A 13,377-nucleotide genomic window follows, 5' to 3' on the forward strand; every position below is an offset into this window, starting at 1 on the left:
GGGCGGCGCCGCCGGGACTACTCCATGGCGCCGCCGCGGGGACTACTCCATGGCTCCGCCGCGGGGACTACTCCGTGGGCGCCGCTGGGGCTTGAGGCTTCGGGGGTGTTTGCACGCGCGGGGCCGGGAAGTCCGGGGGCATGGCCGCAGGGGTCTTCTCCAGGCTGGAGAGCACCTCGGCGATGGCACGGTCGAGTTGCAGATCGTCGTCACTGAACAGCTGTGAGGGGTCATGCTCGACCTCGATATCAGGTTCGACGCCGTAGTTCTCAACATCCCAGCCTTTGCCCTCAAGCCAGAAGGAGTAGCGCGGCTGAGTCACACCGGTGCCGTCGACGAGGTCGTAGCGGCCGTCGATGCCGACAACTCCGCCCCAGGTGCGCACACCGATGACGGGTCCTAAGCCCTTGGCCTGAGCACGGGCATTGATGATGTCGCCGTCGGAGCCCGAGAACTCGTTCGCGACGAAGGCCACGGGCCCTCGGCGTGCGTCTTCGGGGTCGGCGATCATGGCATCGTAGTTGCGCACAGCGTTCCAGGCGATGACACGATCGGCGAAGCGTTCGGCCACCAGCGCGCTGGTATGGCCGCCGCGGTTGAATCGGACATCGACGATGACAGCGTCGGCCGACATCGCCTGTCTGAGGTCGCGGTGCAGCTGTGCCCAACCGTTGGGCATCATATCCGGGATGTGCACATACCCGACACGTCCCTCGGACTTCGACGTCACATATTCCCGCCTCGACCGTACCCAGTCCTGGTACCTCAGCTTCTCCTCGCTGGTCAGCGGCACGATTGCCACCACGCTGTCCTTGCGGCCACGGCGCAGGGTGAGTTCGACGATCCTGTTGCCGGCTCCCTGCAGGTGGGCGGCGGGGCCGCGTACCTCATCGACCCGTTGGCCATCGACAGCCAGGATGATGTCGCCCTCCTGAGCTCCGACACCTGCCTGGCGCAATGGCGATCTTGCCGCGGGTTCGCTGCTCTCACCGGGCAGAATCCGTGCGATCTGCCAACCGCTCGGCGTCCGTTCCAGGTCAGCGCCGAGGAAGCCGAGTCGCTTCGTCGGGTTTCCCAGGGCGTTCGAGGGCGTGACATAGGCATGAGAGGTGTTGAGTTCCCCGACCGTCTCCCACAGCACATCGACGAGATCATCATGGGTCAGTGCCTTCGCGGCGACTCGGCGCCACCGCAGGGTGACCCCTTCCCAGTTCACGCCGTTCATGTCTGCACGCCAATAGTGATCGCGCATGATGCGCGAGTTCTCTTCGAACATCTGCAGCCACTCGGCACGCTGGTCGAGTTCGAAGCGCAGCCGGGAGAGATCCACCGCGACGCACTCGTCATCGTCGTCTTCGACCTTGCGGTTGCTGGGACGCACCGTCACATCGCCGTCATCGTAGACGACCATGAGCTTGCCGTCTCCACTCACCCAATAGGCATCTGCCTTGTCGACGATGGTGACGAGTTTGCGTTTGGCGAAATCGAAGTACTGGATCGACTCTGTGGGAGGGGCATCAAGGTCGGTGCCGAGCACGCCGTCCTCGGATTCTCCGGCACGGATCCACAGGACACCGCCGACAGCCGCCTCAAGCTTTCGGAAGACACCGGCAGAGACGGGGAACGCGAGGATCCGCTCCTCGGCACCCTCGACATCCAATTCGACGGTGGTGACCTTGGACTTCTCCGCCTTGGTCTTGTCTGCCTTCGACGCCTCATCGGTCAGTTCGCTGATCGCCCAACCGCTCGAGGTCGGTCCGAAGGGAGCCGGCTCAGTGGCGCTCAACGGCAGCAGCCACGGTCTGGTCACACCGTTGAACGACAGATCGAAGGAGTGCTGATTGTAGGCAGGATCGAAAGTCCGGTCAGACAGGAATACCACGTATTTGCCGTCGGCGGTGAATGTGGGGGAATAGTCGTTGTACTTCCCGCTGGTCAGCGCCAGCGCCTCACGGTCTGATTTGGTGTCGACGAGCATGAGCTGCGCCAACTGCTCCTCACCCTGAGTGGGCTGTGACCAGATGAGGTACCGTCCGTCGGGTGAGAACTCGGGAGACCTGGCCTCACCGAAGCCCGAATGTCCAACCAATCGGGTCTTGCCGTTCCCGGCCTCGACGAGACGGACGCTTCCGTCGTGGGAGATCGTGGCTAAGGTCTTTCCGGACGGATCGGAGGTCATGTGCAGAACTCGGCCGAGAGCGCCCGCTCCTATCCGACGTTCCGTAGCCGTCGCCGAGGTGGCGCGAACTTCGATGGCATCCTCGCCTTCGACGTCGGTGACGTAAGCCGCCTGTCCAGTCTGTCCTAGCACCACTGGGAGGCGTGTGCGGATCGAAGAGTCCGCGCACAACGCTCGTGCGGGGCCCTCACGATGAGCCAACCAGAAGGTCTTTCCTCGCCATTCGATGAGGGAGGCGTTACCCTCGTGATCTGGGGCGATGGCGCCGATCCTGGACTTCGAGTCGAGGTTGAGCGGCTGCACTTGGGTGCCCGGAAGCTGTACCGCGAGGGTCCGGATGTTGGCATCGAGGCTGTCGAGGATGCGGATCTCACCGCGGCTGTGCCACACGATGCGCGTGCCGTCGGTCGTCGCATTGCGGACGTACCCTTCGGCTTCGGTTTGGAACGTCAGCTGTCGAGGTTCACCCGGATCCCCACCGCTGCGTGTGGCCAGGCCGTCCCAGATCCAGAGGTTCGCCTGCTCGTTGGCATGATGGGGGAAGCTCGCGGCCTTGTCAGAAGTGATGACCAGTGAGTCTCCCACCCACAGAGGGTCGGTCAGTGATGCCTCTTCGTTGCGCAGCAGCCGCTGCCACTGGACTCCGCTGCCCGTGGCGTCTGCGCTGCGATCAAGCCAGAGTCGCGGAGCGGTTCCCCCTCGGTAGCGCTTCCAGTGCGCGGGTTCACGACTGTAGGGAGTGGCCAGGGCGGTCACCGATGAGTGATGGTGGGCCATTCCCGAGGCTCTGCCCCAGGACAGGCGTTCGACGCTGCCGTCGATTCCGACTGATCTCACCACGTGATTGCGTGACTCGAACTCGCTGGCGTTTGAGCCGATGAGGACGCGTTCATCGTCGGCCCAACCGAGCATCGTCATCGCCGTCGACCCCAGCCAGGTGAGCCGGTGCAGAGAACCGGAAGCCACCTCGGCGAGCATGAGCTCAGGGTGGCCGTCGCGGTGCGAGACATAGGCGATACGGGATCCATCAGGAGAGAACCTGGGGCTGCGCGCGGGAGCATGATCCGAAGTCAGGCGCCAAGCACGCCCACCCTCGGCGGCGACGAGCCACACGTCATCGTCGGCAACGAAAGTGATGAGATCACCGTGGACGTGCGGGTACCGGAGATAAGTGTAGGAATTCACGTGACCCACATTACAAGCATGCACGGACGCGGAGCTGTGAAGGAGGAGGATGCCCAGCCAATTTGCACGCTCTGCGAGATCTCGTCGGCGCAGATGCTCGGGCTTGGGCGCCGAGGTGACGCGGCCCATGCGGCGCAGTCGGGCCCTGACCAATAGAATAGTGTCATGCCATCTTTGACTTCGCTTCTCAACGATCGTTTCGCACTCGCCCTCGAACAGTCCTTCGGCGAGGATTTCACGCGACGCGACCCTGTGATCAGGAGCAGCCAGTTCGCCGACTTCCAGGCCAACGTGGCTCTGCCCTTGGCGAAGGAGCTGAAGTCCAAACCGCGCGACATCGCGACCACGATCGTGGCCAACCTCGATCTCGAGGGGATCTGTGAGACCCCGGAGATATCCGGTCCCGGCTTCATCAACCTCACCTTCACCCCCGAGTTCCTGGCATCGACCCTGAACCAGGGAACCGCCACCGAGGTCGAGCCAGAGACGAGCCCAGCGCGGATCGTCATCGACTATTCGGCACCCAACGTCGCCAAGGAGATGCACGTCGGCCACCTGCGGACCACGGTCGTCGGCGACGCGCTGGCCCGGACCCACGAATACTTCGGCAACACGGTCGTGCGCCAGAACCACATCGGTGACTGGGGCACTCCCTTCGGCATGCTCATCGAGCACCTCCTCGACGTCGGCATCGAATCGGAGACGGCCCAGGACATCTCGGCCAACCCGAATGCCTTCTACCAGGCCGCGCGCGCGAAGTTCGACAGCGACGAGGCCTTCGCCACTCGCGCACGTGCCCGCGTGGTCGCGCTGCAGGGCGGCGATGAGCAGACCTTCGAACTCTGGGAGCGCCTCGTCGGGTTCTCACGGATCTACTTCAACAACATCTACTCACTCCTCGAGGTCACCCTGACCGATGAGGACCTGGCAGGTGAGAGCATCTACAACGATGACCTTGCCGCGGTCTGCGCAGAGCTCGAGGAGAAGGGCCTGGCCCGCATCAGCGACGGTGCACTGTGCGTCTTCCCCGAGGGCTTCACCGGTCGTGAGGGCGAACCTCTGCCGCTCATCATTCGCAAGTCCGACGGCGGCTACGGCTACGCCACGACGGACCTCGCGGCTGTCCGCCATCGGGTGCGCACACTCAGTGCCGATCGTGTCCTCTACGTCGTCGGCACCCCGCAGGCGATGCATTTCGAAATGATCTTCTCCATCGCTCGAGCCGCCGGTTGGCTGCCCGAGGAGGTTGCGGTCGAGCACGTGAAGATCGGCAACGTGCTCGGTGACGACGGGAAGATCCTGCGTACCCGCAGCGGTGCCCCCGTGCGCCTGGCCGAACTCCTCAATGAGGCCGTCGCCCGCGCGAAGGCCACACTGCAGGAGTCGAACGCCGAATTCAGCCCCGAAGAGGAAGCCGAGGTCGCACAGATCGTGGGCATCGGTGCCGTGAAGTACGCCGACCTCTCCGTCGCCCACGACACGAGCTACACCTTCGACCTCGACCGGATGCTCGCCCCGATCGGCAACACCGCCCCCTATCTCCAGTACGCCGGAGCCCGGATCCGCTCGATCCTGCGCAAGGCGGACGGGGATGCGTTCACGGCTGCGCCGATCCACCTCGGCGAGGCTGCCGAACGTGACCTTTCTCTGGCGATCCTCGGGTTCTCCGATGTCCTCGCCGAGGTGGTCGCCGGCTCCACGCCGCACCGGCTGTGCACGTACCTCTTCGACCTCGCCCAGTCGTTCACCTCGTTCTACGAGCAGTGCCCGGTCCTCATCGCCGAATCCGTCGAGGTGCGCGATTCCCGGCTGCGTCTGAGCCAGACGGTCCTCGAGGTGCTTGAGGCCGGCCTCGGTGTCCTGGGCATCCGCGTGCCCGAGCGCATGTGAACCAGCCGGACCCATCCGTCGCCCGGCGGATGCTGCCGTGGATGGTCGTGGGCATCGTCGTTCTGGCGATCAATCTGCGGGCACCGATCATCGCACCGACCGCCGTCCTCGGTGACATTCAGGACGACACCGGGCTGAGCGCTGCCGGGGTGGGCCTCCTTACCGGTCTGCCGGTGCTGCTGTTCGCCCTCGTCACCCCTGTTGCGGGGAAGACCATCGGACGCTTCGGTGCGGAGGCGACGGTGCTGTCCTGCCTCACCGGTGTGCTCCTCGGAACCGTGCTGCGCTCGCTCGGTCCGCCTTGGCTCGTGCTCGCGGGCACCGGAATCATCGGCTTCGCCATCGCTCTGGGCAATATCGCTGTGCCGGTGATCATCCGGCGCGAAGTCCCATGGAGCCAGGTGTCGATGGTGACGGGCCTGTACTCGGCCACAATGAATGTCGGCTCCATGATCACCCTGCTCGGCACGGGTCCCCTGGCTGCAGCAGTCGGGTGGCGGTGGGCCGTGGCCATCTGGGGTGCTCTGGCCGTGATCGGACTCTTCTACTGGCTGTTCGTGATCCGGCTGCGGATCCGACGCAACGCAATCCTCGCAGCCTCGGCGGATGCGCCGGCATCACCAGCACCCACACCGGCACGTCGTCCTTGGCGCGAGGCACCTCCCGAATTCCGTGCCATCATCGCACTGCTCGTGATCACCTTCAGCGGACAGTCGATTGCCTACTACACGACCACCACGTGGCTGCCCTCGATTCTCTCCGACACAGGAGGGTTAGACTCGGCAGCCTCGGGCGGGACCGCCTCGCTGTTTCAGATCGCTGCCATCCTCGGAGCATTCGGTGTTCCGCTGCTGGCGGCCAGAACCAAGCCCTGGGTGCCGGTGGCGATCATCGCCGCGCTGTGGCTCTCGCTCCCGACAGGGCTGCTGCTCGCTCCGAGCTCATACGTACTGTGGGCGATCACCGGCGGAATCGCCCAAGGTGGCGGATTCACCGCGATCTTCTCCATCATCGCCCGCTCCGCCGGAAGCGACCGGGAAACCGCCTCTGCCTCGGCGCGGGTGCAGGGAGGCGGTTACCTCGCTGCCACGTTGGCCCCGCCGTTCGCAGGTTGGCTGGGCAACGTCACCGATGGGTGGACGGCCCCGATTCTGCTCATCCTCGCAGCGACTCTTGCCTTCACGATCGCGGGGCTGCTGGCGGTCCGCATCTCGGGTCGCTTCCGGGGTGGTGGGCCGGCCAACAAGCGTGAGGTTCTGGGTGAATGACGAACGGCCCCCGCAGCTGTTGTTCTCACGTCTTCACGTGAGCGAACTTCAGCGGCGGGAGCCGTTCTCTCTGTCTGGGCCGGTCGATCGACCGGTCAGTTGACCATGTCAGTCGACCTCTCCGGACAGATCAGTGCTTGGCGTTCTTGTCTTCCACCGTCTCGGCGGCTGACGTCGAATCCTCGGCAGGCTTGACGATGGTCGCCGGCGTTGCCTTGGTGTCCTTGGCCTCGGTTGCAGGCTTCGGAGTCGGTGCTGCCGTGGGGGCGGCCTCGGCAGTCTTCGACTCGGGTACTGCAGTCTGCGAAACCTCGGGTGCCGTTCCCTGGCGGGACGCGGGGGTCGAGCCCACCGGACGAGCATCTTCCGGACGGTTGTTGGGCAGCGGTGTCGACCATGGGTCCTCGACCGGCTGCGCCTTCTTCCACACGTAGTAGCCGATTCCGGCTGCCGAGCCGATGACCAAGGTCCACACGACTGCGGCCTTGCCGCCGCCGGACTTGCGTGCAGTGTCCTTCTGGATCCGCTTTCCGGCGTTCGTGAGGGCCTTGCGGGCCTTCTTCACGGCCTTCTTGTCGCCGGTCAGGCGCACAGCGAGATCGTCGACGAGCTGGGGGGTCTCAACGGCTGCCAGCGAGTTGGCGGCATTGGTCGCGAACTTGCCGGCACGTTCGGTGGCCTCGGGGCGGTAGGCATCGAGCTTGTCCGCCCAGGCGTGAACCTGGTCATTCGCCTTGTCGGCGAATGCTTCGACCTGAGGGCGGGCTTTGACGGCAAGACCTTCGGCCCGATCGGCCAGTGCTTCGACCTGCGGTCGAGCCTTTTCTGCAAGCGCCTCGACCTGAGGGCGTGCCTTGTCAGCGGCTTCGCGGAGTTTTGGACTTGCGGCCCCGCTGGCATCGGCCAGGACTCGGAGTGACGTCTTCTTCGCGGAATCGAGCTTCGAAGTGAACGGATCTCGAGCTGACTTCTTCGACATGAACATTCCCAATCCTCTTTGTCGGGGTCAATTGATCAGTCTCAGTCTACGGCCTAGGTGCAAGCCGCCGGACATCACGCCGTCATGAAATTGTCTGCAGATACGCTGACAGAGTCTGCAAACCGAGCCGGCCGAATCTGCGGAAGACTCCGGGGCGTGGAAGAATGGCCCTATGACTACAGCTTCTACGCATACAGCAGTCCTGCACACCAACCATGGTGACATCACCATCAACCTCTTCGGCAACCACGCGCCGAAGACTGTTGCCAACTTCGTGGAACTGGCCAAGGGTGAGCGCGAATTCACCGACCCTGCCACCGGCGAACCCACCAAGCGCCCCTTCTACGACGGCCTCAACTTCCACCGCATCATCTCGGACTTCATGATCCAGGGCGGTTGCCCGCTGGGCACCGGCACCGGCGGCCCGGGCTACACCTTCGATGATGAGATCCACCCGGAACTCCAGTTCGATCGCAAGTACCTGTTGGCCATGGCCAACGCCGGGAAGCAGATGGGACGCGGCACCAACGGCTCGCAGTTCTTCATCACAACCGCCGAGACCCCATGGCTCAACGGCAAGCACACCATCTTCGGCGAGGTCGCCGATGAAGCCTCGCAGAAGGTCGTCGACGAGATCAACAACGTCCGCACTGCTGCCATGGACAAGCCAGTCGAGCCAGTCGTCCTGGAATCGGTCGACATCAACGGCTGACTCCGATTCGCCGGTGAGCATCGGTACCTGCTGTCCTGGGGTACTGAGACTGACTGAACTGAGTACCATGGTGTGATGGACACACCTCAGGAGGGCTCGGCCCGGGAGACCGGCCGGGCCCTTTCTGTGACCCCTCCGCTGGTCACCAGTGTGATCATGATCCTCACGGGCGTGATCTTCCTGGCTCAACTGCTGCCCAGCCTGGATCTGACCCATCGGCTGAGCTTCGTACCCGCCCTCGTGCTCGAACAGCCGTGGCGGGTTCTCACGGTGGCACTGGTGCACGACCAGCCCTCACCGTTCCACCTCCTGGCCAATATGATCGGCCTGTTCTTCTTCGGATCATTCGTCGAGCGAGCTCTTGGCCGCTGGCGATTCCTCGTCCTCTATCTGCTGGGAGCGATCGGTGGATCCGTCATGGTCCTCGTTCTCGCGAAGCCGTTCTCTGTGGATTGGGTGACGAACAACATCGGTGCCTCCGGTGCGGTCTTCGCGATCATCGGCGTGCTGCTGGTGCCGACCCGGAAGCTCGACCGCAACATCACGGGGGTCGTGCTGTTCGTTGCCCTCAACTTCGGATACGGATTACTCGTCGCAGGAGTGTCCTGGCAGGCCCACCTCGGCGGACTCATCGCCGGTTTCGTGCTCGGCTGCGGTGCTCTGTTGGTGCCGAAGAAGCAGTCGACGCTGATGTTCGCACTCGCGGCCCTCGGGCTGCTTCTCATGATGCTCGCTGCCAGCGCGTGGCAGATCAACGACGCCTGGCAGATCGCCGCCAGGTGAAGAGCACCGCCTTGTGAAGAGCACCGCTGACCATCCACACAGGTGCGCGCAACGACTCTCAGGCTTGTATCAGACTTCCGCGAACAATTGGCGTTCTCGCGGACCGAATATAGTTGTCCACAGCCTTTATCCACATGGTGGATAACTTACATGCGTGTATTTCGCCAGGTCACAGGCTCATAATAAGTTATGCACAAGCGACATTCCCGGCTTGGGTATAACTTCGTCCCTGTGGACAAGTGCCAGTCGAGGCCGTTGAAACGTCAATTGCGGTCCGACAACTCACCCGCAGGTGACCTCCGTGGGGCCTGGGGTGACGACGGGAACGTCAACGAAAAACGGGGGCCGCGTCGACTTGCGGGTGCGCACACCCGGTTGTCGACGCAACCCCCGTCATTCGTAGGCAGGCGCGGTGCCTGCCGCCTACCTCCAGCGCGTGGACATGATCAGCCCCGCGACGAAGAAGGCGAAGCCGATGAGGATGTTCCAGTTCTGCCAAGCCTCGACCGGGAACGCTCCCTGCGAGACATAGAAAGTCACGAGCCAGATCAGGCCGATGAGCAGGAGGCCGATGAGCACGGGCAGGAACCAGCGAGGATTCGGCTTGATCGTCTGCTGGCCGGACTGCGAGGTGTAAGAGGCGGTCTTGCGACCCTGAGGGCGCTTGGCCGGATTGCCAGAACGCGAGGTGCGCTTGGCCGATGAACCCTTGGCAGCAGAGGCCTTAGCCGATGAGTCCTTGGCAGCAGAGCCCTTAGCCGATGAGTCCTTTGCGGAGGCACCCTTGGTGGTCTCGCTCTTCTCGGCAGACTTGCTGTCCTTGCTGTCCTTGCTGTCCTTGCTGTCCTTGTCGGACTTGGCTGCCTTGTCGACCTTCTCTGACTTCTCAGTCTTCTTGGCGTCGGCGGTGGACTCGTCGGCCGTGTCGGCTGCATCAGCCTTATCGGCGGCGGCAGTCTTCTTGGACCCGGAGCCCTTCGATGTGGACTTCTTGCCGGTGGCGGCTGCCGCTGCCGTGGACTTCTCGGCCGACTCGTCAACTGCAGCGTTGTCATCGCCGAGCGTGGAGGCATCGGCGTCGGCAACTCCGGCGTCGGCAACTCCAGCGTCGCCGTCGATGTCATCGTCGTCGGCAAGCACGTCGGATTTGTCGGAGGAGTCATCCAGGTTGAGGAGGTCGCCCTCGAGGTTCTCGTTCCCCAGATCCTCCGTCTGTTCGACCTGCGAGTCCTCTACTGCCTCGACATCGTCGTTCGGCTGGGTCTTGGTTTCGACATTGGCCTTCGACGAGTTGCGAGAAGTGCGCTGGGGGCGCTGGGTCCGTCCGTTGGACTTGGCCACGAGTACTCCTTATACGGCCGACCATTGCTGAGGTCAGACGATTGATGAATAGGGACAATCGGACATCAGTCTACTCGTGACATCCGGCAGTTTTAAAAACTCCAACTACCCTGAGAACGACCTGTTTGTGCAGTTTCATGCGATAAAGTGCAATACGGTGTCCCCGCTTGCCCTCTGGGCGAGCTCCGGATTCGAAACAATAGGCACGGTGCAGCAGTGGTGAATGGTCCCTTCCCGGGTAACGAATCAGACGCAGACGCGTCATCGCGACCCACTATTCGTCCTGCTCAGAGGCAGAACTCCTCGCATTACCCGGCCACTGAACGACACCAGTCACAGGGTGGATACGGCGGTTACGAAGCGAACCCGTCCACAGAACCCATGACCTCCGCACCCGACCTCGGCGGGGCACCGAATTCAGGCGCAGGTTCGAACCCGGGATCCGGCTCGCTTTCAGCGACCGATCAACCACTTCCCAGCCGTCGTGAACTCCGACGTCGCGAGGCTGAAGCTGCGGCCGCAAACGGGGCTCCGACCGCCGTCTACTCCGATGCGCCGCTCGGTTACTCGGACTCGACTCAGGTCATGCCCGCGGTCAACAGCGGAACGGATCCCAACCTCGGCGCGCATGCGGGAGCAGGTGCGGACGCTGCGAACTACAGCGCACAGAACTACAACGTACACAACGACGGCGGACACAACGACGGCGGTCGTCGCACCAACCGTCGGAGGCAGAAGCCGGAGCGTGAGCCGCTGGGCCCAGTTCGCGGCACCATCCGCACCTTCGGTGAGCTCTGCATCACCGCCGGAATGGTTCTCATCCTGTTCGTGGTCTGGCAGCTGTGGTGGACCGATATCGAAGCCAACCGCGACAACGAGGTGCTGGCCGACCAGCTCACCGATGACTGGCAGAACCAGGACCCCAACGAGCTTCCGGACGATCCGGATGAACCTGTCGTGGCGGATCCGGTGGAGAAGAACGAGGCGTTCGGCATCTTCTACATTCCGCGCTTCGGCGACGACTACTACCGCACGGTCGCCGAGGGCGTGGATCTCGAACCCGTCCTCAATCGGATGGGCGTGGGTCGGTACCCGAACTCGGCGATGCCGGGCGAAGTCGGCAACTTCTCGATCGCCGGCCACCGCGTCACCTACGGCAAACCGCTCAACCAGATCGCGAAGCTGCGTCCCGGCGATGAGATCATCGTCCAGACCAAGGACGGCTTCTACACCTATACGTTCCGCAACTTCGACATCATCCTTCCCGATGCTGTAGAGGTGCTCGCACCGGTCCCCAACGAACCGAAATTCAAGGGCAAGGACCGGATCCTCACGATGACGGCCTGCAACCCGATGTTCTCGGCCCGAGAGCGCTACGTCGCCTACGCCGAGCTCACCGACTGGACTCCGGCCGGCGACGGTGCACCGGAGAACATCAAGGACTCGAAAGCCTACGACAAGGTCAGCAAGAACGGTGGTGCCTGAGAATGTACGGTCTGATCTGGCGACTGCTTCCGGGCAATTGGTTCATCAAACTCATCTTCGCCCTCATCCTCATCGCGGCTGTGGTGCTGCTGCTCATGCAGTACGTCTTCCCGGTCGTCGCCCCGTACATGCCCTTCAACAACGCAACTGTGACTGATGGAAGCGGTGGCCAATGACAAAGATCCTCGTCGTCGACAACTACGACAGCTTCGTCTACACGCTCGTGTCCTACGTCCGCGAGCTCGGAGCCGACACTCACGTCATCCGCAATGACGATCTGAGCGCCGAGGCTGTCGTGGCCCTGGCATCGGAGTACGACGGTGTCCTACTGTCACCGGGTCCGGGAGTGCCGGCCGAATCGGGAGTCTGCCCGGACCTCATCGCCTGGGCGGAGACGACTGGCACCCCGGTGTTCGGAGTCTGCCTGGGCCATCAGGCGCTGGGAGAGGTATTCGGCGCCACAGTGACCCACTCGCCGGTGCTCATGCACGGAAAGACGTCGGTGATCACCCACGACAGTCAGGGCATCTTCTTCGGCTGCAAGAACCCGCTGACCGTGACTCGCTATCACTCGCTGGCGATCGTCGATGAGACCATCGATCTCGAGAAGTTCCTGGTCACTGCCCGCACCGATGATGGAGTAGTGATGGCCATCGAACACCGTGAACAGCCATTGTTCGGTGTTCAGTTCCACCCGGAGTCCGTGCTCACGGAATGCGGCTATCTGATGCTGGGCAACTGGCTCGAGGTCTGCGGCATCGACGGTGCCGCCGCGCGGGCCGCCGCGATGTCCCCGATGGCCTCGGCGATCGCGGCGAAACCCATCCCGGCCGCCTCTCCGGCTTAAGCTGCGGTTCCGGCTTACGCGGCCGCCACTCCGGCTTAGGCACCTGCCTCGGCTGAAACAGCTACTCCGGCTCAGACGGTCACGACAACGAGTCAATCCCGCTCAGACTCTTCCTGCGGCCCTACTCGGCATATTAGGATCGTGAGACACCCTGAGAGGACCTACTGATGTCAGAGTCGAGTATCAACCGGAGCGAACCATTCCTCGAACTCACCGTGTTCGAGGCGACGTCGGTCCCCACCGCCGTCGTAGAGGTCAGGAATGTCGCCATGGAGGACCTTCCAACCCACTTCGACGCCGCCTTCTCCGGGCTGTTCCCTGCCCTGGCAGAGGCTGAGCAGGAAATCGCTGGTCCCGCATTCGCGCTGTACACGCGCCAACCCAGCGACACCGTCGACCTGGAGATCGGCCTTCCGCTCACCTCGGGGCTGAAGCAGGCCCTGCCTCTGGGCGAGGGCCTCATCGCGATCCCGTCCCAGCTGCCCGGCGGATCGATCGCCGCACTGACCCATACCGGTGGATATGACGGATTGGGTGAGGCTTGGGCGGGGTTGATGAAGGCGGTCGTCGACGCCGGACACCACCCGGACCTGCCGTTCTTCGAGGTCTACGTGACAGAGCCGAAGCCTGATATGGACCCGGCGGATCTGCGCACCGACCTCTTCCTCACTCTGTCCTGAGAAGACGAACTGGGGCCGCCACCGAGAC

11 protein-coding genes are annotated in these 13,377 nt (G+C 63.4%); 8 read left to right on the forward strand and 3 right to left on the reverse strand.

Annotation, left to right across the window (positions count from 1 at the left end; genetic code table 11):
* Window positions 1-67: 67 nt before the first annotated feature.
* Complete coding sequence (locus ACE03M_RS15985; protein ID WP_485935015.1) at window positions 68-3,364, reverse strand: S41 family peptidase; 3,297 nt, start codon at window positions 3,362-3,364, stop codon at window positions 68-70.
* A gap of 165 nt (window positions 3,365-3,529) precedes the next feature.
* Here ACE03M_RS15985 and argS point away from each other — a divergent pair, with 165 nt between their 5' ends.
* Window positions 3,530-5,254: an arginine--tRNA ligase gene (gene argS / locus ACE03M_RS15990; RefSeq protein WP_485935017.1), complete on the forward strand. Its 1,725-nt coding sequence runs from the start codon at window positions 3,530-3,532 to the stop codon at window positions 5,252-5,254.
* Window positions 5,251-6,522, forward strand: coding sequence for an MFS transporter (locus tag ACE03M_RS15995; protein ID WP_485935018.1), 1,272 nt, complete (start codon window positions 5,251-5,253; stop codon window positions 6,520-6,522). Before argS ends, ACE03M_RS15995 begins: the two co-directional genes overlap by 4 nt.
* Window positions 6,523-6,652: 130 nt before the next feature.
* Here ACE03M_RS15995 and ACE03M_RS16000 read toward each other — a convergent pair whose 3' ends face one another.
* Complete coding sequence (locus tag ACE03M_RS16000) at window positions 6,653-7,501, reverse strand: hypothetical protein (RefSeq protein ID WP_485935019.1); 849 nt, start codon at window positions 7,499-7,501, stop codon at window positions 6,653-6,655.
* Window positions 7,502-7,673: 172 nt separating this feature from the next.
* Between ACE03M_RS16000 and ACE03M_RS16005 the strand changes: the two genes are divergently transcribed.
* Entirely contained in the window at window positions 7,674-8,213 is a 540-nt protein-coding gene (locus ACE03M_RS16005) for a peptidylprolyl isomerase (protein WP_143922770.1), read from the forward strand.
* 75 nt (window positions 8,214-8,288) lie between these two features.
* Window positions 8,289-8,996, forward strand: coding sequence for a rhomboid family intramembrane serine protease (locus tag ACE03M_RS16010; RefSeq protein WP_143922771.1), 708 nt, complete (start codon window positions 8,289-8,291; stop codon window positions 8,994-8,996).
* 423 nt (window positions 8,997-9,419) lie between these two features.
* Here the strand turns inward: ACE03M_RS16010 and ACE03M_RS16015 are convergent, their stop codons facing one another.
* Window positions 9,420-10,337, reverse strand: coding sequence for a cell division protein CrgA (locus tag ACE03M_RS16015; RefSeq protein WP_485935022.1), 918 nt, complete (start codon window positions 10,335-10,337; stop codon window positions 9,420-9,422).
* 381 nt (window positions 10,338-10,718) lie between these two features.
* Here ACE03M_RS16015 and ACE03M_RS16020 point away from each other — a divergent pair, with 381 nt between their 5' ends.
* The 4 genes from ACE03M_RS16020 (at window position 10,719) to ACE03M_RS16035 (ending at window position 13,349) form a co-directional block, all read left to right on the forward strand.
* Window positions 10,719-11,822 carry a class E sortase gene (locus ACE03M_RS16020; RefSeq protein ID WP_485935023.1) on the forward strand — a complete coding sequence of 368 codons (1,104 nt, stop codon included), beginning with the start codon at window positions 10,719-10,721 and terminating at the stop codon, window positions 11,820-11,822.
* 2 nt (window positions 11,823-11,824) lie between these two features.
* A complete protein-coding gene (locus ACE03M_RS16025; protein WP_186293079.1) occupies window positions 11,825-11,998 on the forward strand; it encodes a hypothetical protein in 174 nt (57 codons plus the stop codon).
* Complete coding sequence (locus ACE03M_RS16030; protein ID WP_143922774.1) at window positions 11,995-12,669, forward strand: anthranilate synthase component II; 675 nt, start codon at window positions 11,995-11,997, stop codon at window positions 12,667-12,669. Before ACE03M_RS16025 ends, ACE03M_RS16030 begins: the two co-directional genes overlap by 4 nt.
* A 167-nt stretch (window positions 12,670-12,836) precedes the next feature.
* Window positions 12,837-13,349, forward strand: a complete 513-nt coding sequence (locus ACE03M_RS16035) for a GyrI-like domain-containing protein (RefSeq protein WP_143922775.1) — start codon at window positions 12,837-12,839, stop codon at window positions 13,347-13,349.
* The last annotated feature ends 28 nt before the right edge of the window (window positions 13,350-13,377 follow it).

The sequence above is a fragment of the Brevibacterium sp. AGC70 genome (assembly GCF_057334195.1).